Here is a 20,285-nt window from a genome sequence, read left to right as displayed (position 1 = left end):
TGGTCTGACTGTTGCGGTGCCGTGGGAGGGTTTGCCCTCGCATCTGCGGCATTAAAGTCAAGCGGCTTTCTGTGGTCTGAAGTCCTTTCAGGCGGGGAGCATCACGGACCGGATGGGGGCGGAGGTCTCGGCGCGGCCTGGTCGGCGTCCGAGCGAGAAATGCTTCAACGCGCCCCTGACAAGTCAAGATTCCCGTGGCACGCTGCCTCACGTACGTCTATCCGCACCGCTCTTCGTTCCCCCACCCTGCCCGGGCCCACCAGTCCGGGCACGGCAGAAGGAGACATGCGTGAGACGCCATCGCACTGCCGCGGGCATTCTGCTGGCCGTCGGAGCCCTGTTCACCGGCGGCCTGCTCACTCCCGGCGCGGCCAACGCGGCGACCCCCGAACCGGCCTCCGGGCCGTCGGCGGCCGCCCGCACCGCCTCGACCGCCGAACAGCACGAGGCCCGCGCCTTCTGGACCGCCGAGCGGATGCGCTCGGCCACCCCGCTCGATCTGCTGCTGACCCGTAAGGGCGCCAAGCGCCTGAAGACGCCCGAGGCCGGCGGGCCGTCGACGGTGGTCGAACCCACCGCCGCTCCCGCCTCCTTCCCGCAGGCCGGTGGCCCGTGGACCGGGCGCGGGAACGTGGTCACCACCTCCGGCCGGGTGTTCTTCACGTTCCAGGGGCGTACCGCTTCCTGCTCCGGTAATGCCGTGACCAGCCAGAACGCGAGCACCGTCATCACCGCCGGACACTGTGTGAAGTACCAGGGCAGCTGGCACACCAACTGGGTCTTCGTGCCCGCGTACGACAACGGCAGCGCGCCGTACGGCCAGTGGACCGCGTCCACGACGCTCACCACCCCGCAGTGGGAGGCGAGTGAGGACATCAACTACGACATCGGCGCCGCGGTCGTCGCTCCGCTGAGCGGTCAGAAGCTCACCTCGGTCGTCGGTGCGCAGGGGCTTCAGTTCAACGGCGGCTACAACAAGCAGATGTACTCGTTCGGTTTCCCCGCCGCCTCGCCGTACGACGGCAAGAAGCTCATCTATTGCAGCGGCAACAGCTCGAAGGACTTCCTGCTCACGCAGGACCACGGCCTCGCCTGCAACATGACGGGGGGCTCCAGCGGCGGCCCCTGGTTCACCGGGTTCAGCGAGTCCACCGGCACCGGGCTTCAGGTCTCCGTGAACAGCTTCGGCTACGTCTTCCTGCCGAACACGATGTTCGGCCCGTACTTCGGCGATGTGGCGAAGGCCCTGTACGACAAGGCCCAGGCCTCCTAGGGGCGCTCGAAGACCACGCGTCCGTCGAACACCGTGAGATCCACCTGGACCTTCGGGATGGTGTGCGGGTCGAGTTCCAGCAGGGGGCGGTCCAGGACGCACAGGTCCGCCGCCTTGCCCGGCTCGATGGTGCCCTTCCAGTCGTCGGCGAAGTCCTGCCAGGCGGGCTCGGTGGTGTAGGCGCGCAGCGCCTCGGCCAGCGGGACACACTGGTCGGGGCCGCTGGGCCTGCCGCCGGCCTTGGACTCGCGCAGCATCATCGCGGCGACGCCCTGCCGCCAGTCGGGTTCGGTGATCGGCGCGTCGGAGCTGGCGCAGACCCGTACGCCCGCCTCGATCGCGGAGCGCACCGGCCACTGGTACGCGGAGCGCTCGCGCCCCACGACCTCGTCCATGAGGTCGGAGATGGTCCACTTGATGGCGGGGTTCATGTTGACGCCGTAGCCGTGTGCGGCGAGTTTCGCGAGGCCGGTGGGGCCGATGAAGTCGCCGTGGATGACGTAGTGCCGGGCGTCGGGGCGCGGGGCGGCGGTGTTCGCGGCGACGAAGGCGTCCACGACCGCTTCGATGGCGCGGTCGCCGGTGGCGTGCACACCGAGCTGGAATCCGGCCTCGTGCGCCGTGCGGATCATCTCGTGGAGTTCGTCGGCTTGGAGGGCGGGGGTGTCGCCGTGGACGCACAGCGCCCCGTGGCCGCCCTCGGGGTAGGGCTCGCTCATCCACGCCGTTCGGTTGGGTGGCACCCCGTCGGCGAAGATCTTGACTCCGATGGCCCGCAGCCGCCGCGGGTCCGCGGATTGGGGCCGGTGCAGCTCGGCCAGCCCCGTGCGCAGGTCTCCGGCCGAGCCGCCCATGGGGGCGGGCAGCAGCAACACGCTGACGCGGGCGTCCAGTTCACCGGCTTCGGCGAGTTCGGCGTACGCGGTCCAGTTGTCGGTGCTCAGGCCGCCGAACAGGGTTTCGGTGCCGCCGGGGCCCAGGCCGGGCTCGGTGTAGCTGGTGATGCCCCGGGAGTGCAGTTCCCGGATCACGCCCTGGATGGCCTGACGGCGCTGGGCGAGGGCCGGTGAGGGCAGGGCGGTCTGGACGAGTTGCTGTGCGGCTTCACGCAGGATGCCGGTGGGCTGCCCCTCGGGGTCGGTGTCGATGACACCGCCCGGCGGTGGCGCGGTGCCCGCGTCGAGGCCGCACCGGCGAAGGGCCGCGGTGTTGGCCCACGCCATGTGGGAGGAGAAGTCGGTCAGACAGACCGGGTTGTCCGGTGCCGCCGCGTCGAGGTCACGGCGGTGCGGGAAGCGGGCAGGATCGGCGATGCACTCGGCGAGATAGCCGGGGTCCCAACCCTGACCGATGATCCAGTCACCTGGGCGGGTGGCGCGCGCCGCCTCCGCCACGACCGTGGCGATGTCGGCGATCGATCCCACGGCGGGGTGGCCGACGCCGAGCGCGAAGGGCGGTTTCGTCATCCCGTACGCGGCTCCGTGCAGGTGCGAGTCGTTGATGCCGGGCAGCACCGTGCGGCCGTGCAGTTCCACGATCCGGGTCTCCGGCCCGGCGAGCGCGCGCATCTCGGCGTCACTTCCGGTGGCGGAGATGTCCCGCCCGCGCACGGCCACGCCCTCGGCGACGGTGAAGTCGGTGTCGAGGGTCAGGATCTGTCCGCCCGTCAGGATCAGGGTGGGAGTTTCGTCGCTCACGTGGTGTCTCACTTCGTAGGCTGGCTGTGCCCAACAGGAAAGCCTCCCGGGGGCTCGGGCCGCCATCCGTAGAAATACCGAATGCGAAGCCCGAATCCGTCGGCGGCGAATGTTGTTGTCGGGCGGCGCACCCACTCCTACCGTTGGGCCCTGAACGACCTTGGGGAGGCTCGTGTGCTCAGCCATCACCAGATCGCGGCGGCCGCCCGCATCGGCATGCTCACCCGCGAGCGGGACCGCACGTCCGCCTGCGGCCAGGCGCTGCGCGAGGTTGCCCACGCCCTGCCGTTCGACGCGGCGACCATGCTCAGCATCGACCCGTTGACCGGCAGCCACGTCCAGGTCGCGGGCATCGGCTACACCGCCGAGGACTCCGAGGCGCTCGCCACGGAGTTCACCACCACACGCTGGTACCGCAACGTCGTACGGCAGGAGTTGCCGCCCTCCATCTCCGGGGACGCCGACGACCCGGGGCAGCGGTTCCGGCAGGGGTGGTTCTACGCCGAGCGCGTCCGGCCCGCCGGAATCCGTGACGGAGTCACGGGCGCGCTGCGCCACCACGGCCGCCTCATCGGCCTCGTCCACCTCGCCGCCGAAAGCCCGGAGGCGTACGACACCGACGCGCGGCGGCTGCTCGCCTCCGTCATCCCGGCGCTCTCGGCGCTCGCCGACCCGGTGGCGCAGGCATGCGATCCGCACGCCCTGGCGCCGGAGGACGCGGCGAGCCTCGTGACCGAAGCAGGAGTCATCGACCTGCCCGGCAGGGCCCGGCCCCGTGTGCTGCGGGACGAGGAGTTCCGGGCGCTGCTCGACGCGTTCACCGCCCTCCGGGGGCAGCGGTTGCGCCTCCTGTGGCCCGTCGAGGACGCCTGGTACCGCATCACCCTGCACCGCCACCCCGGTGGCCCGGCCGTCGCGCCCGGTGCGGTCCTGGTGCACGAGGCGTCCACGGAGCTGCCGTACGGACTGAGCCCGCGCGAGTTGGAGGTGCTCACGCGAGCGGCCACGGGACAGACCAATCAGGCCATCGCGCGGGCGCTGTTCCTGTCCCCGCGGACCGTGCACAGCCATGTCGAGCATCTGCTGCGCAAGACGGGATGCGGTTCTCGGGCCGAGGCGACGGCGCTGGCGGTGCGCGACGGGCTGCTGCGCCCGGCCCCGGATCACCTCGCGCGCTTCGTCGAGAGGTGATCCGGGCAGAAAGCGTGACCGTGCGTCCAGGGAGGGGCAGGTGGCGGATCGGGGCGCGTGGGACCCGCGCGGACGCGGCACGGCCCGGTGCACGAGGATGGACACGGCACCCCCGGAGCCACGCGTACGCCCCTACTCGCCCGCACAGACCGACGGAACCCCCGATGACCGATCCCCTATCCCGGGTCCTGGCCCGAACCGGCCGGACCACCCGGGCCCCCAAGCCGCCACGCGAGCGGACCTGGAAGGACCTGTCGCCGCTGTTGCGGCTGCTGATCCTGACGCAGCTCGCCTTCAACGTCGGTTTCTACGCCGTGCTGCCGTTCCTCGCCGAACACCTCGGCACCGCGATCGGCATGGCGGGCTGGCTGGTCGGGTTCGTCCTCGGGCTGCGGACCTTCAGCCAGCAGGGCCTGTTCGTGGTGGGCGGCTGGCTGGTGGACCGGCACGGTGTGCGGCCGGTCGTGCTGGCCGGGTGCGTGCTGCGGATCGCCGGGTTCGCCTGGCTGGGGTACGCGGGGTCGGTCTGGAGCGTGGTCGGCGCGGTGTTGCTGATCGGGTTCGCCGCCGCGCTGTTCTCCCCGGCGGTGGAGTCCGAGGTGGCCCGGCAGGCGGTGATCTGGGAGCAGGAGGGCCGTGGCCCCCGTACGCGGGTGCTGGCCCTGTTCAGCGCGGCGGGGCAGGCCGGGGCCTTCGTCGGGCCGCTGCTGGGCGGCCTGCTGCTGGTCGTGGACTTCCGTACCGCGTGCCTCGCGGGGGCGGGGGTGTTCGTTCTCGTCCTGGCCGGGCACGTACGGCTGATGCCGCAGCACATTCCCGGCCGGGTCCGGACCCGGGAGCGGGGCGGGGTGCGCGCGATGCTGGTGAACCGCCGCTTCCTCGCCCTGTGCTGTGCGTACGGCACCTACCTGCTCGCGTACAACCAGCTCTACCTGGCCCTGCCGGACGAGGTGGAGCGCGCGACGGGTTCTCAGACTCCCCTGTCCTGGCTGTTCGCACTGTCCTCCCTGCTGGTCGTGTGCGCCCAGCTGCCGGTGACCCGCTGGGCGGGCGACCGGCTCGACCTGCGCCGCTCGATGGCGGGTGGGCTGCTGCTCATCGCGGCCGGTTTCGCGGTGGTGGCCGCCGCGCGCCCGGCAGGGTGGTCTGGTGCCGTGGGGCTGCTGCCCTCCGCGGGGTTCGTCGTCCTGCTCACCCTGGGCCAGATGCTGGTCGTCCCGGCCGCCCGCGCCTGGGTTCCCGACCTCGCCGAGGACGGGCGGCTCGGCCTCTACACCGGCGCGCTGTCCTCCGTGTCCGGCCTGATCGTCCTCGTCGGCAGTTCGGCCACCGGCTCCCTGCTCGACCTGGGCCTCCCGGCCGCTGTGCCCTGGCTGGTCCTCGCCGCCGTTCCGGCCCTCGCGGTGGCGCTTCTGCCCCGCCGTGGAGTGTCCTGAACGACCGTCTCGTCAGCTCTGTTCAACGTGGCGGGGGCTGCCGTCCCGATTGGGTCAGGCGGCGGCCCCGTCGGGCGGCTCCGGCGCTCGCGGGAGTCGGCCGTCGGCGCGGGCCACCTTCGCCCGTGTGTCGATGCGTCCGCCGTGCTCGAAGTGGAGTGTGAACGGCACGAGGTCGCCTGCGCGCCACTCCGTCTTCGCTCGTAGCCTCACATCCAGCCCGTGCGGGGACATGGTGATGCCGCCGCCTGCCGGGACGTCGGCGGACGCCACTTTCTGCCCGTACGCCGCCGCCCCGCCGGTCATGCGGTGACGGCTGAGGGTGGGGGTGCCGACCGCCGCGGAGGAGGTCACCTTCAGCAGTCGGTCGTCGGTGCCGCCGGTGTTGGTGATGCGGAAGAACGCGGCGGTGTCCCAGCCGACGCCGTACGAGGGGAGGACGCGTCCTTCGATGACGGCGATCCGTGCGGGGCCGCCCGCCTTGCCGGAGGCGGTCCAGGCGGTGAGGCCGCCGAGGGCGAGGCAGCACGCGGTGGCGGGCGCGAGCACGGCGAAGAGGGTGTCGGTGAGGCGACGGCGGGTGGGCCGCCAGGGGTGTGCGGTCATCGGCCGGTGGCTCCGGGTTGTCGTCGGACACCTCGGGGGCGTCGCGTGAAGGCGTGGCAGGTCGTCCTCAGGGGAGTCTGCGGGAGCGCCCGCGGGCGGGTGACGGCTGCCAGGTCCGCAGCCGCAGGCTGTTGGCGACCACCAGCAGGGAGCTGGCCGACATGGCCACCGCGGCCACCATCGGGTTGAGCAGGCCGACCATGGCGAGCGGCACCGTCACCGCGTTGTAGCCGAAGGCCCACAGGAGGTTGGCCCGGATCGTGCCGAGGGTGCGCCGGGCGAGCCGTACCGCGTCCACGAGCGCCTCGATGTCGCCGCGTACGAGGGTCACATCGGCGGCCCCGATGGCCGCGTCCGCGCCGGTGCCCATGGCGATCCCGAGGTCGGCGCCCGCCAGTGCCGCCGCGTCGTTGACACCGTCACCGATGACCGCCACGTGGCGGCCCCGCTCCCGCAGCCCCTGGACGAGGCGGGCCTTCTCCTCGGGCGTGTGGCGCGCGTGGACGTCTTCGATGCCCAGGGCGGCGGCGACGGAGCGGGCCGGGGCTTCCCGGTCGCCGGTGGCGAGGACCGGGCGTACGCCGAGCCGCCGCAGCCGGTGCACGGCCCGGTAGCTGCCGGGGCGGAGGACGTCGCCGACGGCGATCAGGGCCTGCGTCACCCCGTCGACGCGCACCACGACGGGTGTGTGCGCTGCCGTCTCCGCGGCGACGAGGGCTTCCGCCAGTTCGGTGGGCAGCGCGTCGTCCGGGGCGAGGACTTCGACTCGTCGCTCGTCGACCAGGCCGCGCACTCCCCGGCCCGCCGTCGCGGCGAAGTCGCTCACCTGTGGCAACGGCGGCTCCGCGGGCAGGGTGCGTTCGGCGTACGTGGCGATCGCCCGGCCCAGCGGATGCTCCGAGCCCCGTTCCACCGCGCCGGCCAGCCGCAGCACCGCCTCCTCCCCCAGCCCGCCCGGCACGGCCGTGACCCGGGCGACGCTCATGTGCCCGGAGGTGAGGGTGCCCGTCTTGTCGAGGACGACGGTGTCGATGTGGCGGAGCGCCTCCAGTGCCCGTGGCCCGCGGACCAGGACGCCGAGCTGGGCCCCGCGGCCGGTGGCGGCCATCAGCGCGGTGGGCGTGGCCAGGCCCAGCGCGCACGGGCACGCCACGACCAGCACGGCCACGCACGCGGTGACCGCCGCCTGTGGGTCGGCTCCGGCGCCCAGCCAGAACCCGAGCCCGGTCACGGCGAGTGTCAGTACGACCGGTACGAACACCCCGGCCACGGTGTCGGCGAGCCGCTGTGCCCGGGCCTTTCCGGCCTGGGCCTCGGTGACCAGGCGTGTGATGCGGGCCAGTTGGGTCTCGGCTCCGACCGCCGTGGCGCGGACCAGCAGGAGTCCGCCCGCGTTGACGGCCCCGCCGACCACGGAGGAGCCGGGCGCGACCTCGACGGCCTCGCTCTCCCCCGTGACCAGCGACAGGTCGACGGCGGAACGGCCCCCCACCACCGCCCCGTCGGTGGCCACCCGCTCCCCCGGGCGCACGACGAAGACCTGTCCGGCCGCCAACTCCTCGATGGCGATGCGGCGTTCCGTGCCGTCTTCACGTACGGACACCTCCTTGGCCGCGAGGTGGGCCAGCGACCGCAGCGCGGCTCCCGTGCCGTGCCGGGCCCGTGCCTCCAGGAAGCGCCCGGCCAGCACGAACAGCGGCACGCCGACGGCCGCTTCGAGATAGATGTGTGCGACGCCGTCCGGGGCGGAGGGCAGGAGGCTGAACGGCATCCGCATCCCGGGCCCGCCCGCGCCGCCGAGGAACAGGGCGTAGGCCGACCAGGAGAAGGAGGCCGCCACGCCGAGCGACACCAGGGTGTCCATGGTCGCCGTCGAGTGCCGCAGCCCGCGCAACGCCCGTACGTGGAACGGCCACGCGCCCCAGACGGCGACCGGTGCGGTGAGGACGAAGCACAGCCACTGCCAGTTGCGGAACTGCCAGGCGGGCACCATCGACAGTACGAGCACGGGCAGGGCGAGCAGCGCCGTGATCAGGAGCCGTTCGCGCTGCCGGTGTGCGCTGTCGGGTGTGCCATCGGCGTCAGGCGCGCCCTGGTGCGGTTTCGGCGGCTTCGGCAGTGCGGCCGTATACCCGGCCTGCTCTACCGTGGCGAGGAGTTCCTCGTGCCGGACGTGCGGCGGGTGGCTGACGCGGGCGCACCCGGTGGCCACGTTGACGGCCGCGGACACACCGTCCAGCTTGGCGAGCTTCTTCTCGACGCGCCGAACGCAGGCCGCACAGGTCATTCCGCCGATGGTCAGGTCAGTGGTGACGATGGGCGGCGACGGTTCCGTGGGCGGTGGTTCCGTGGTCATCAGCCGCCGTTCCCGTGGTCCATGTTCCGCATGTCGCCCATCTCCGCGCCGCCGTCACCGTCGCTGCCGCTGCTTGTCGATGTGCCGTGCATGCCGGGCGCGACGGATCCGGCCTGCGCGCCGACGGCGTACGACACGCCGAAGACGAGCACGAGCAGCAGCAGAAAGCCGCACAGGGCGGGCGGTGGCGCCAACCCTCGCGTCCCGTAGGACGACTGCCGGGGTACTTCCATACCGGTCTCCTGACGTACGTCGAACGGCTCGGGCGGCGGCGCATGTCGCCGCCGGTCGTCTTCGAGCCGTACCGGTAGAGGGAGTCGGGCCGGATCGGGCCCCAGTTCCCTCGGCTGGTCCGTGGTGTGCGCCACATGGCCCGCCCCACCCCGCCGTCCGGTGCGTCCGCGCTGCTGAGACGATGGGCGGCGTCATGGATGCGGGGCAGGTGCTCAGGACGGTGCGCGCCGCGGTGTTCGCGGTGGTCTGCGTGCTGGCCGCGGCACTGGGGCACATGGTCATGTCGGGGATGCCGGTGCCGACTTCCACCCTGCTGGCCGCGTTGGCGGTCACGGCGGTCGGCGCCTGGTGCTTCGCGGGCCGGGAGCGCCGACCGGTGGCGGTGGGGCTGCTCACCGTGGGCACACAGGCGGCGCTACACACCGCCTTCTCGTTCGGCCAGGCCCTGTCCGGCGGTGGCAGCAGCGAGACCCGGATGTCACTGTCGCAGCAGTGGGCCAGGGCCCTGCTGTGCGGGCCGGGGCGCGCTCGGCTCTCCGAGGGTGACGCGGCGCGGGTGGTGCGGGACGCCGGGCTGAGCCGCCATCTCCACGAGGGCGCGGCTCCCGCGATGGCGGGGCACGGACACCATGGCGGCGGCGGGATGGCCATCGATCAGATGGCCCAGATGCCGCATCCCATGGCGCCGGACGTCATGCACGGCAACATGGCCGGGATGGTGGCCGCGCATCTTCTGGTCGCGCTCCTGAGCGCGTGGTGGCTGTGCGGTGGCGAACGGGCCGCGTTCCGGCTGGCGCGGGCGGCGGCCGTCCGGCTGTTCGCACCCCTGATCGTCGTCTTCGGTGCCGTGATTCCCGTCGCGCCGCCGTCGGCGGGCCCGGTGCGGGAGACGTCGCGGCGCACCGCGCGGGAATTGCTGCTCGCCCATTGCATTTCGTTGCGGGGTCCGCCGCCGGGGCCTGCTGTCTGCTGACAGCTGGTGTGTTCCCTGCCAGGGCGTTCCCGGGTGTGTCCATCGCGTCGCGGGGTTGCCGCGCTCTGGCCACCTCTTGTGCCGGTGCCGTACGACACGGTGACCGGATCATGTGAAGGACTCCCGATGATGACTCCTGTCCGGATGCCGATGGCATCCGTGCCCGCGTCCGCGCTCCTCGCCCCACGGCGTGCGCGGTCGCGGCAATGTTCCGGGGCGGACGGCCGACGCGGTGCGGCGGCGGTCGGTTCTGTCCCTCTGCGCGGCGCCGGGGCTGCGCGCTGCGCGGCGTCAGAACGCCTGCGGTGGCGGATCCGGGGCTTCGGCGCCGGGGTCGGTGTCCGCGTCCCGCAGTCGCGCGATGTGCGCGGTGAGCGCTCGGGCCCGGGCCTCCCACTCCCGACAGGCGGCACACGTGTCGAGGTGGGCGCCCATCTGCTGCGCGGTGATGCCCGGGGGCGGTTCCTCGCCGTCGAGGCGGGCGGAGACGGCCGTTCGGATGCGCGAGCAGTGCATGCGGTCATCCTCCCCGATGTGAGCGGCGCTCGGTGTGGGGAGGGGCGGCATGCGTGATGACGCCACCGTGACGGCATGGGCGCTCGCGGCCCGTGACGGTGACCCGGCCGCCGTCGAGCAGTTCGTCCGCGCCACCCGTGCGGACGTCCGCCGCTATGTGGCCCATCTGAGCGGGGATCCGCAGGCGGCGGACGACCTGGTGCAGGACACCTATGTGCGTGCGCTGCGGAGCCTTCCCCGCTTCGAGGGAAGGTCGTCGGCGCGTACGTGGCTGCTGGTGATCGCGCGCCGTGCCGTGGCCGACCGCATCCGGTGGGTGGCGTCCCGTCCCAGGGTCGCCGGAACCGACGACTGGCAGACGGCCGCGGAACGGAGTCAGCCGTGCGGTGTGCCGGGTTTCGACGAGGGCGTCGCCCTGGGCGAGCTGCTGGCGGGGCTGCCCGCACCGCAGCGGGACGCGTTCGTGCTCACCCAGTTGCTGGAGCTGTCCTACCTTGAGGCCGCGGCCGTGGCGGACTGCCCGGTGGGCACCATCCGCTCCCGCGTGGCCAGGGCCCGGGAAGCCCTGATCGCGCAGCTCACCGCCGCGGAGGAAGAACCGGCGGGCGCCATGGCCTGACGCCTCGGCGGTGTGGTGGAGGACGCGGCCGCGCGTCTTCCACCACACCCCGGCGGGCCGCTCCTTTGCGGGTGGAACAGGGCGCTGGGTCAGGTGGCCGGTTGCCAGCCGAGTGCCGGGCCGAGCCTGGTGGCGATGTCGGTGAGGATCTGGACGTAGTCGTCGTGGTCGAAGGTGAACGGCAGCGCGAACGCGACCTCCTCGACCTCCCGGAAGGCGGCGTGGGAGGCGAGCCGTTCGGCGATCTCCTCCGAGGTGCCGACGAGGTCGGGCGCGAACATCATGCGCGCCGGCCCCTGGGGCGTGGCGGTCCGCGGCATCCGCTTGCGGGCGTAAGTCTCGTACTTCCCGCGCTGCTCCGGCGAGGCGGTGTCGGTGGGGATGACGACGAGTCCTTGGGAGACCCGTGCTCGGTCGCCGTCGGGGTGGTGGGCGCGGAAGGTCCGGATGTGCGAGAGCTGGATCTCGGCGAAGTCCTCGGACTCCTCCGCCTTCACGACGCTGCTGGTGAGCAGGTTCATGCCGTGCTCTCCGGCCCACCGGGCCGACCGCAGGCTGCCACCGCCGTACCACATGCGGCCGCCGAGCCCCGGGGCGTGCGGCTGGACGCGGTCGGAGAACACCTCGAAGCCCTCGACACCGCTGAAGTCGGTGGCAGGTTCGCCGCGTACGAAGTCCAGCAGTCGTCGCACGCGCTCGTGGCTGAAGTCCTCGACGTCGGCCGTGTCGGGGTACAGCGCGCCCTTGACCTGGTCGTAGTCGTTGGGCGGGCCCACGCTGACCCCCGGGTTCAGGCGGCCCCCGGACAGGATGTCGACCGTCGCCAGGTCTTCGGCCAGCCGCAGGGGGTTTTCCCATCCCACGGGGGTGACGGCCGTGCCCAGCTCGATGCGGCGGGTGCGTTGCGACGCGGCCGCCAGGACGGCGACGGGTGACGAGATGCCGTATTGCAGGTGCCGGTGGCGCACCCAGGCGCTGTCGAATCCCAGGCGTTCGCCCAGTTCGATGATCTCAAGGGTCGACTCGTGGCCCCGGCGGGGGTCGGCCGCGTCGAACAGGCCGATGGTCAGGAAGCCGAGCTTCGCTAGGGGTTTCGAGGTCTGCGGCGCCTGCTTGTGTGTCCTCATACCGGGTGAGTCTCCAGCACCTCCGCGGTGGCCGGGGTGGGTTCGGGCGCGGCGGCCAGCAGGGCGCTGGTGTAGGGGTGCCGCGGGTTCACGCACACCTCGTCGGCGGGTCCCGTCTCGACGATCCTCCCCCGGTGCATGACCGCGATGCGGTGGCTGACCTGCCGTACGACCGCCAGGTCGTGGGCGATGAACAGCAGGGCGAGGCCGAGGTCGCGCTGAAGGTCGGCGAGGAGGTTGACGATCTGGGCCTGTACGGAGACGTCGAGCGCGGAGACGGGTTCGTCGCACAGCAGTACGGAGGGTTCCGGGGCCAGGGCGCGGGCGATGCCGATGCGCTGGCGCTGGCCGCCGGAGAACGCGCGGGGCAGGCGGTCGGCGGCGGCCGGGTCAAGGCCGACGAGTTCCAGCAGCTCGGCGACCCGTTGCGCGCGTGCGGCGCGGTCGGGGTGGAGCCCGTGGACGAGGAGGGGCTCGCCGATGATGTCGCCCACCGTCATCCGGGGGTTGAGGGAGGCGTACGGGTCTTGGAACACCATCTGCACCTGGCGGCGCAGGGCCCGTAGCGCCGTGCGGGAGGGCCGGGTGACGTCCTCGCCGCGGAGCCGGATCGTGCCGCCGTCGGCCGGGTGGGCGTGTGCGAGGAGCCGGGCCAGGGTGGACTTGCCGGACCCGGACTCTCCGACGATGCCGAGGGTTTCTCCCGCGTGCAGGGTGAGGGAGGCGTCGTCGACGGCGACGAGCGGGGTGTGGCGGCGTCCCCGGAACTCCTTGCGCAGGGCGACGGCTTCCAGCAGCGGTGTGTCCCCTTCGGCGGTGGCGCGGGCGTCACGGTCGGCGGGCGGGGCCACCGTGACCGGCTGCGTGTGCCGGTGCCAGCAGGCCACGCCGTCGACCAGGGGTGGGGCCTCGGTCCGGCACTGCTCGTCCGCCGCCGCACACCGCTGTGCGAACGCGCAGCCGGTCAGTGGCAGCGACAGGTCGGGCGGTGCGCCGGGGATGCCGGTGAGCCGGGTGCCGGAGGGGGACGACAGCCGCGGTACGGCGGCCAGCAGACCCGCGGTGTACGGGTGCCGGGGGCGGGTGAGGATGTCGGTCGTCGGGCCGTTCTCGACGACCGTTCCGCCGTACATCACCAGCGCGCGGGCGCAGGAGCGGGACACGACGCCCATGTTGTGGGTGATGAGGAGCAGGGCGGTGCCGGTCTTCTCGTTGAGTTCGGCCAGCAGCCGCAGGATCTGCTCCTGCACGGTGGCGTCGAGTGCCGTGGTCGGCTCGTCGGCCACCAGGACGTCGGGCTCGCCCGCGAGGGCCATCGCGATGAGGATGCGCTGGCGCTGGCCTCCGGAGAACTGGTGCGGGTGGTCGTTGAGTCTGCGCCGCGGGTCGGGGATGCCCACCAGGTCGAGCAGTTCCTCGGCGCGGGCCCGGCGGGTGGCGCGGTCGCCGTGGCGGTGGGCGCGCAGTACTTCGTCGAGCTGGGTGCGGATCGAGAGGACGGGATTGAGGGAGGTCATCGGGTCCTGGAAGATCGTCCCGATCCGCGCACCGCGCACCGCGCGCAACTCCTCCTCGGTCGCGGCGGCGAGGTCGGTGCCGTCCAGCAGCACCGATCCGGCCGTGATCCGTCCCGAGCCCGGCAGCATCCGGGTCAGTGCCAGCGCGGTGGTGGACTTTCCGGAGCCGGACTCGCCGACGACGGCGAGGGTTTCGCCGCGCTCCAGGGTGAAGTCCACGTCGCGTACGGCGTGGACGGTTCGTCCGTCCGGGGTGCTGAAGTCGACGCCGAGGCCGCGTACGTCCAGCAGGGGCGATGCCAGGGCGGATGTCATCGGCGGACCTCCCGGTTCAGGGCCTCGGACAGCAGCGAGAAGCCGAGGACGAGCAGGGTGACGGAGAGCATGGGGCCCGCGGCGAAGAAGGGCGCCTGGGCCAGGTAGGGCAGCGCCTGGCTGAGCAGGCTGCCGAGGGTGGGTTCGGGTGGGCGCACACCGACCCCGAGGAAGCTCATCGCGCCTTCGAGGAAGACGGCGATGGTGAGGGAGAGGGCGAGCTGGACGACCAGCGGGTCGGCGCAGTTGGGCAGGATGTGGCGCAGCAGCAGCCGCGCCCGGCCGGTGCCGCCGACGCGCGCGGCGACGGCGTACTCGCGCTCCCGCTGGACGAGGATGGCGCCGCGCAACTGCCTGCCGAAGACGGGGATTTCGGCGAGCGCGATGACGACGATCACCGGGAGGCGGCCCGGGCCGAGGACCGCGGTGATGGCGAGCGCCAGGATCAGCCCGGGGAAGGCCAGCACCAGGTCGAACAGCCGCTGTGCGACGGTGTCCAGGACCGGGTGTACGGCGGCGAGCAGCGCGAAGGCGCAGCCCAGCAGTGCCCCGAGGGGCACTCCGGTGGCGATCACCTCCAGGTCGGCGCGGATGCCGTACAGCACCCGGCTGAGCAGGTCGCGGCCCAGGTCGTCGGTGCCGAGCAGGTGTCCGGCGCTGCCGGGGGCCAGCAGGGTGTCGCCGCTCTGGTCGGTGGGATCGTAGGAGGTGAGCAGCGGGGCGAGCAGGCCGCCGAGCACCACCAGGCCGACCAGCAGCAGGCCGATGCGGCCGCGGGTGGTGGTGAGGGCGGTGAGGTAGGGGTGGCGGGCGGCCCGCTTGCGTACGCTTCGCACCCTTCGTTTCGGTGCGGTCGCGAGCGTGGTCATGGTGGTGTTCACTCCCGGGTCACTCCCACCGGATGCGCGGGTCGAGCAGCGCGTAGACGATGTCGGTCAGCAGTTGGATCAGTACGAACACGGCGACCAGGAGCAGCAGGACGTCCTGGACGACCGGGTAGTCGCGCCGGGTGAGGGCCTGGTCGGCGAGTTGGCCGAGGCCCGGCCACGCGAAGATGGCCTCCACCAGGACGGCGCCGCCGAGGAGCTGGCCGGTCTGGATGCCGAGCAGGGTGACGACGGGTGGCAGTGCGTTGGGGAGCGCATGCCGCCACAGCAGTCTGCGGCGGGGAACCCCGGCCGCGGTGGCGGTGCGGATGTAGTCCTCGCCGAGGGCGCGTTCCAGGCTGTCCTTCAGATAGCGGCCCAGCACGGCCGCGCTGGGCAGGGCCAGGCACAGCGAGGGCAGCAGCAGGTATTGCAGCTCCAGGTCGGGCGCCTCGAGGAGCCCGATGCGGCCGCCGGACGGCAGCACGACGAACTGCACCGCGAAGACCAGCACCAGCACCACGCCCGTCACGAACGGTGGCACCGCGAGAGCGGCGGTGGTGAGCGCCCGTACGGCCGCCCGCACCGCGGGGCGCCGGGAAGTGGCGCCGAGCACGCCGAGCAGCAGGCCCAAGGCCACGGTGAAGAACAGGGCGCCCGCGGTGAGTTCGGCGGTGGCCGCGAATCCGTCACCGATCAGGTCGGCCACCTCTCCACCGATGGCGTACGACGGGCCCAGCTCGCCCGCAACGAGATCGCCGATCCAGGTCACGTACTGCGTCAGCACCGGCTGGTCGAGGCCGAGTTGGTGGCGGATGGCCGCGACGGACTCGGGCGAGGCGTCCGGCCCGGCGAGCGCGTCCGCGGCGTCGCCGGGGACGAGCCGGAGGATCGCGAAGATCAGGAAGGAGGCGAGGAGGAGGACCAGCAGCGCCGAGGGGATCTTCTTCAGGAGGTAGCCACGCATGGTCAGTCCAGGTAGGCGTTGTCGAGGTTGAGGTACACGTATTTGGTGAGCGTCGGCCCGTGCAGCCGCTTCGCCGCCACCTGCACCGCGTCCTCGATGGCGAGGTCGATGATGAATGCCTGGTCGAGCAGCAGGTCGGAGACGCGTCGGTAGAGGGCGTTGGCGGCGGCGCCGTCGGCGCCCTTGTGCCGCCAGGCCGCGTGGACGGCCTCGGTGTACTCCGCGGAGCGGAAGTGCGAGGTGTTCCTGGCCTCGTTGAAGGGGTAGGCGCTGATGGCGAGCGTCGAGGGGTGCACCTGCGCGAAGGCGTGGGTGTTGATCCACAGCGTCGGCATCGTGCCGGAGATCAGCTGCTTCTGGAACACGGCCGGGTCGGTGGGTTCCAGCCGGGTCCTGATGCCGACCTCCTTCAGGTCGTTCTGCACGATCTCGGCGATGGTGGTGTGTGCCGATGTGGTGGGGTGGCCGAGCGGCAGGGTCTGCTTCGTGGACACCCCGGAGGATTTCAGCAGCTCACGGGCCCTGGCCGGGTTGTGGGTGTAGTGGGTGCGGTTCGCCTCGCTGTGCGCGGGCGAGGACCTGGGCCAGGGCGCCGCCGAGGCGAGGCCGTAGCCGCCGAGCGCCTGCGACACGATCCGGTCCCGGTCCACGGCCCAGGCGATGGCCTGCCGGAAGGTCTTGTTGTCGGCCGGTGCCTTGGTGACGGTGGCGCCGACATACATGGCGCCGGTGCCGGTGTCGTACTCCTTGACGCTGAAGCTCGCGCCGATCTTGAGCGTGGCCAGGTACTTGCCCGGTACGTGGTACGACAGCTGCGCCTGGCCCGAGCGCAGTGCGGACAGCAGGGCGTCCGGCTGGGTGTAGACGCGGAGTTCGACGGCGTCGAGATAGGGGCGGCCCGGGATCCAGTACCTGTCGTTGCGTACGAGGCTCAGGCCCACCCCCGGCCTTCGGCTGACGAACGTGAAGGGGCCGGTGCCGTTGAGCTTCTTGCCCGCCAGCGCGTCGTCGATCGTGTGCCGATCCGCGATGATCATGAACTCGAAGAGGTCGAAGAGGTTGCTCACCGGGTGGGCGAGTCTCAGGACCAGCTCATGGTCGCCACGTTTCTCGAATCCGGTCACCGCCTTGGCGGTGGCGGTGAGTTGGGACGATCGCTCCGGCTTCCACAGGTTCTTGACGGCGAAGATGACGTCGTCCGCGGTGAAGGGGCGGCCGTCGTGATACGTCACGTCGTCGCGCAGCTTCAGTGTGATGCTCCGGCCGTCGGTGGCGTACTGCCACGACGTGGCCAGCTCCGGCTGGGGCCTCAGCCGTTCGTCGTAGCGGATCAGGGTGTTGTAGATCAACCGGTTCTGGAGCGACTGGTCGGCCTGGGTGAACAGCAGGGAGGGCTCGAAGTCCTCGTTGACCGCGACCGTGAGCGTCCCGCCGCGCTTGGGTCCGCCCGCCGATCCGCCGACCGTGGAGACGGCGGAACGGCAACCGGTCAGCGCACCGCCCGCCCCGAGCAGCAGGGCACCGGCACCGGCGGCACGCAGGGCGGTGCGCCGGGACAGCGGGTCCGCAGGCGGGAGAGGGGGTGTGCGCATGAGGGAAGACCCATTCTTTTCGCTTCGGCGGGAAGTCATCGGGGGCGGGCAGGGGCGCGTGGCCGTGCACGGACCGCGGGGCAGCCGTGTCGTTACGGGGAGGCGGGGCGGCCGGTGTGAACTGATGCGCCGTGGGGTGTGGTCCGTACGCCGGACGCGGAGCGGCTGTGGCTCAGTGGTGGCGGATCAGCGGTGCGTCAGCGGTCCGTGAGCGGCGCGCGGCGGCAAGCCGTCAGCGGCGCGTGGCGGCGGGCAGCACAGATCGCGCTGGCCTGCCGACACAGATCGACATGCCAGCGGGACACGAGGCGCAGGTCCGGGGGCACGCGCAGCAGAATGGCAGCGGTCCCGCACGAAGGTCAACAAGCCTCTGACCAGGGCGGCTTGTCGGTCCTACGGGAGCATTGCGGCCGTATTGCCGAAACCTAGCGGCGGGCTTGTGAGCAGCGGATTCCGTACGACCGTGGCGGCCGCGTCACGTAAAGGGCCGCCGGTCCAGCATGTGGAACCACGATCCGCCCGGGGTCGCCGTGGCTCGGGCAGGTTGTCTCCGCCCCCGGCGGGCAGGCGGGTGTGTTGCAGGGTCATGAAGCCGACCGGGGAAGCCTTGACCGGCCATCCGCACGATGCCCAAGCTCTTGGACGTGACCGCGATGAATCTCCGCGTTCCGCGGCCTTGTGCGGGCAGGGGGCGCCCCGCCCGCGCCGGGTGTGCGTGTCGCTGACCGACCCCGGCCCCCCTCCCCTCATTTCTCCAGCGGGCCCGCTTGCGCGTTTCCCCTGCGCTGCGCGGATTTTCCTCCGCTCCGACAGCAACGAAAACAAGCCGCCACTCACCCGGCGAAGGGACCCTCCACGATGACGTTCACCGCACCCGCCGCGACCTCCACCCTCACCGTCGAGAAGATCGGCGGGCGCATCGGGGCCGTGATCTCCGGAGTGCGGCTCGGCGGCGACCTGGACGAGGCCACCGTGGCCGCGGTCCGCGCCGCCGCGCTCGAGCACAAGGTCGTGTTCTTCCGCGACCAGCACCACCTGGACGCCGAGAGCCACGAGGGGTTCGGCAGGCTCCTCGGCGAGCCCGTCGCGCATCCCACCGTGCCCTCCGCCGACGGCCGCTACGCGTTCCCCATCGACAACGAACACGGCGGGCGCGCCAACCAGTGGCACACCGACGTCACCTTCGTCCCCGCGTACCCGGCGTTCTCCATCCTGCGCGCCGAGGTCATCCCGCCCTACGGCGGCAACACCCTCTGGTCCAACACCGCCACCGCCTACGCCCATCTCCCCGAGCCGCTGCGGCTGCTGGCGGACAGCCTGCGCGGCGTGCACACCAACGACTACGACTACGCCGCCACCCGTCCCGACGCCTCGGCCGCGGCGCTGGAGCGGCACCTCACGGTGTTCACCGCGATCAAGTTCCAGACCGAGCACCCGGTGGTGCGCGTCCACCCCGAGACCGGTGAACGCACCCTGATCCTGGGGAACTTCGTGCAGAAGCTCACCGGCTTCAACGGCCGCGACTCGCGCGCCCTCATCGATGTCCTCCAGTCGCACATCGAACGTCCGGAGAACACGATCCGCTGGCAGTGGCGCGCCGGTGACGTCGCCATCTGGGACAACCGCGCCACCCAGCACTACGGCGTCGACGACTCCGACGCCCACGAGCGCACCCTGCGCCGCGTCACCATCGACGGCGACGTGCCGGTCGGGGTGGACGGCCGCCGCTCGGTGCTGCTCGCCCCGGAGTCGGTGCCCGATCCCGCCTACGGGATCGCCTCGGGGGCCTCCACCGATGGTGCGCTCGCGCATACCTGACCCGACGACGGTCCGCGGCGGACTGACCACGGCTCTTCATCTGGTCCGCCGCGCCTCATCCGCCTCCTTGGTGTCGACTCGTCCGAGCGGATCGGGGCCGGCCGTCAGTGCGTCACTCGCCGCCTTCCAAGCCGGATCCCCGGGATACAGCTCGGTGCGGAGGTAGGCCCAGGAGAGGCGCTGGACCGCGGATACGCGCTCGGGGTTTTCGTCCGTGGTTTCGGCTACGTCGTATCCGGCGATCCCGCCGAGCCCGTGCTCCGCGTCGAACAGGGTGAGCAGGGACTTGGGGCCCGGGGAGAGGACGTACGGGTCGGTGTGCCAGTCCGGGCCCATGACCGTCAGGTGGCCAGAGGCGTCCTTGTCTCCGGCGACCACGAGCGCGGGTGTCGTCATCGTGGAGAAGTCCGTGGTCAGGAAGAACGGCATGTTCTCGGCCACGGACTGGGTGAGGGCGTCGCCGCCTCGGCCGGGCGCGGCAAGCAGGACACCCGCCTTGATGCGGGGCTCGGCCAGGTTCACTTCCCGGCCGTCGTGCGGATCGGTGAGCCGGGCGCCGAGCAGCAGGCTTGCGGTGTGGCCGCCCATCGAGTGTCCGGCTACGGCGACCCTGCTGTGGTCCAGGCGCCCGAGGAGCTGGGGGACGGCGTTCTCGATCGCCTCGAGGTGGTCGAGGATGCGCTTCATGTCCTCGGCCCGCGATCGCCAGAACAGGGGCGCCCCGGGGGTGTCGGGGTCCAGGGTCAGCGTCCTGGAGCTGAGGTGGGTGGGCTGGATGACGACGAAGCCGTGCGCCGCCCAATAGTTGGCGAGGGGCGCGTAGCCGTTCAGCGAGGAGAGGTGGTTCGAGTAGCCCTGGCCGTGTGAGAGGAGGATGACCGGCAGGTCGGTCCCGGTCGTGGGCGCCGAGACGCGCATTTCCAGGTCCACGGCCCGGCCGGGCGCGGGCAGCACGACCGGGCTGACCGAGAGCACGGGAGTGGGCGTGCCGAAGGTGTCGGCGGTGTACGTCGGTTCACTCATGATGCGGGTTTCCCTTCCATGCAGAAGCGTCCGGCTTCGGCCAACACCGAAAGCGGAGCGTTGTTCCGGTTAATATACGGAGCGATGTTCCGCTTCGTCAAAGGGTGTCGGGCGGCGCACAGTTCGGCGCACTTGTCAGCGCCACGTCAATCATTCGTT

General features: G+C 72.0%; 18 protein-coding genes. 6 read left to right on the top strand and 12 right to left on the bottom strand.

All coding sequences use genetic code 11. From position 1 onward, the window contains the following. Positions 1–289 precede the first annotated feature (289 nt). Positions 290–1,273: a serine protease gene (locus tag HYQ63_RS43340; protein ID WP_179939512.1), complete on the top strand. Its 984-nt coding sequence runs from the start codon at positions 290–292 to the stop codon at positions 1,271–1,273. On the opposite strand, the gene HYQ63_RS43335 is transcribed toward HYQ63_RS43340, so the two are convergent. After that, the gene (locus HYQ63_RS43335; RefSeq protein ID WP_179939511.1) at positions 1,270–2,970 is read right to left on the bottom strand and encodes an amidohydrolase; all 1,701 of its coding nucleotides are present in this window, start codon (positions 2,968–2,970) and stop codon (positions 1,270–1,272) included. The genes HYQ63_RS43340 and HYQ63_RS43335 overlap by 4 nt on opposite strands. 174 nt (positions 2,971–3,144) lie before the next feature. On the opposite strand from HYQ63_RS43335, the gene HYQ63_RS43330 reads away from it, so the two are divergent. Continuing rightward, a complete protein-coding gene (locus tag HYQ63_RS43330; RefSeq protein ID WP_179939510.1) occupies positions 3,145–4,161 on the top strand; it encodes a LuxR C-terminal-related transcriptional regulator in 1,017 nt (338 codons plus the stop codon). A gap of 164 nt (positions 4,162–4,325) precedes the next feature. Beyond that, positions 4,326–5,597, top strand: coding sequence for an MFS transporter (locus HYQ63_RS43325; RefSeq protein ID WP_179939509.1), 1,272 nt, complete (start codon positions 4,326–4,328; stop codon positions 5,595–5,597). 54 nt (positions 5,598–5,651) lie between these two features. On the opposite strand, the gene HYQ63_RS43320 is transcribed toward HYQ63_RS43325, so the two are convergent. The 3 genes from HYQ63_RS43320 to HYQ63_RS43310 form a co-directional block, all read right to left on the bottom strand. Further along, complete coding sequence (locus HYQ63_RS43320) at positions 5,652–6,203, bottom strand: copper chaperone PCu(A)C (protein ID WP_179939508.1); 552 nt, start codon at positions 6,201–6,203, stop codon at positions 5,652–5,654. Between the two features lie 67 nt (positions 6,204–6,270). After that, complete coding sequence (locus HYQ63_RS43315) at positions 6,271–8,559, bottom strand: cation-translocating P-type ATPase (protein WP_179939507.1); 2,289 nt, start codon at positions 8,557–8,559, stop codon at positions 6,271–6,273. Further along, positions 8,559–8,792: a hypothetical protein gene (locus HYQ63_RS43310; protein ID WP_179939506.1), complete on the bottom strand. Its 234-nt coding sequence runs from the start codon at positions 8,790–8,792 to the stop codon at positions 8,559–8,561. Before HYQ63_RS43310 ends, HYQ63_RS43315 begins: the two co-directional genes overlap by 1 nt. A gap of 194 nt (positions 8,793–8,986) precedes the next feature. Here HYQ63_RS43310 and HYQ63_RS43305 point away from each other — a divergent pair, with 194 nt between their 5' ends. Then, a complete protein-coding gene (locus tag HYQ63_RS43305) occupies positions 8,987–9,766 on the top strand; it encodes a PE-PGRS family protein (RefSeq protein WP_257232540.1) in 780 nt (259 codons plus the stop codon). A gap of 291 nt (positions 9,767–10,057) precedes the next feature. Here HYQ63_RS43305 and HYQ63_RS43300 read toward each other — a convergent pair whose 3' ends face one another. Beyond that, complete coding sequence (locus HYQ63_RS43300; RefSeq protein WP_179939504.1) at positions 10,058–10,282, bottom strand: zf-HC2 domain-containing protein; 225 nt, start codon at positions 10,280–10,282, stop codon at positions 10,058–10,060. Between the two features lie 49 nt (positions 10,283–10,331). On the opposite strand from HYQ63_RS43300, the gene HYQ63_RS43295 reads away from it, so the two are divergent. Continuing rightward, positions 10,332–10,901 carry a sigma-70 family RNA polymerase sigma factor gene (locus HYQ63_RS43295; protein WP_179939503.1) on the top strand — a complete coding sequence of 190 codons (570 nt, stop codon included), beginning with the start codon at positions 10,332–10,334 and terminating at the stop codon, positions 10,899–10,901. Between the two features lie 89 nt (positions 10,902–10,990). Here HYQ63_RS43295 and HYQ63_RS43290 read toward each other — a convergent pair whose 3' ends face one another. From HYQ63_RS43290 to HYQ63_RS46245, 6 genes are all read right to left on the bottom strand, one after another. Next, positions 10,991–12,028: an LLM class flavin-dependent oxidoreductase gene (locus HYQ63_RS43290; protein WP_179939502.1), complete on the bottom strand. Its 1,038-nt coding sequence runs from the start codon at positions 12,026–12,028 to the stop codon at positions 10,991–10,993. Further along, positions 12,025–13,860, bottom strand: a complete 1,836-nt coding sequence (locus HYQ63_RS43285) for an ABC transporter ATP-binding protein (protein WP_179939501.1) — start codon at positions 13,858–13,860, stop codon at positions 12,025–12,027. The genes HYQ63_RS43290 and HYQ63_RS43285 overlap by 4 nt, the downstream gene beginning before the upstream one ends. Further along, positions 13,857–14,729 carry an ABC transporter permease gene (locus tag HYQ63_RS43280; protein ID WP_179939500.1) on the bottom strand — a complete coding sequence of 291 codons (873 nt, stop codon included), beginning with the start codon at positions 14,727–14,729 and terminating at the stop codon, positions 13,857–13,859. The genes HYQ63_RS43285 and HYQ63_RS43280 overlap by 4 nt, the downstream gene beginning before the upstream one ends. A gap of 19 nt (positions 14,730–14,748) precedes the next feature. Beyond that, positions 14,749–15,693: an ABC transporter permease gene (locus tag HYQ63_RS43275; RefSeq protein WP_179939499.1), complete on the bottom strand. Its 945-nt coding sequence runs from the start codon at positions 15,691–15,693 to the stop codon at positions 14,749–14,751. A gap of 2 nt (positions 15,694–15,695) precedes the next feature. Further along, a complete protein-coding gene (locus HYQ63_RS43270; RefSeq protein WP_179939498.1) occupies positions 15,696–17,285 on the bottom strand; it encodes an ABC transporter substrate-binding protein in 1,590 nt (529 codons plus the stop codon). Between the two features lie 197 nt (positions 17,286–17,482). Continuing rightward, the gene (locus HYQ63_RS46245) at positions 17,483–17,611 is read right to left on the bottom strand and encodes a putative leader peptide (protein ID WP_373689188.1); all 129 of its coding nucleotides are present in this window, start codon (positions 17,609–17,611) and stop codon (positions 17,483–17,485) included. 532 nt (positions 17,612–18,143) lie between these two features. On the opposite strand from HYQ63_RS46245, the gene HYQ63_RS43265 reads away from it, so the two are divergent. After that, positions 18,144–19,103, top strand: coding sequence for a TauD/TfdA family dioxygenase (locus HYQ63_RS43265; RefSeq protein ID WP_179939497.1), 960 nt, complete (start codon positions 18,144–18,146; stop codon positions 19,101–19,103). 36 nt (positions 19,104–19,139) lie between these two features. Here HYQ63_RS43265 and HYQ63_RS43260 read toward each other — a convergent pair whose 3' ends face one another. Beyond that, on the bottom strand, positions 19,140–20,126 hold the full coding sequence (locus tag HYQ63_RS43260; protein ID WP_179939496.1) for an alpha/beta fold hydrolase: 987 nt from the start codon (positions 20,124–20,126) through the stop codon (positions 19,140–19,142). Positions 20,127–20,285 lie beyond the last annotated feature (159 nt).

The organism is Streptomyces sp. Rer75, assembly GCF_013414305.1.
In the GTDB taxonomy this organism is placed as follows: domain Bacteria; phylum Actinomycetota; class Actinomycetes; order Streptomycetales; family Streptomycetaceae; genus Streptomyces; species Streptomyces himastatinicus.
The sequence above is the reverse complement of the archived record's forward strand: the minus strand, read 5'-3'. Positions and strand labels throughout refer to the sequence as shown.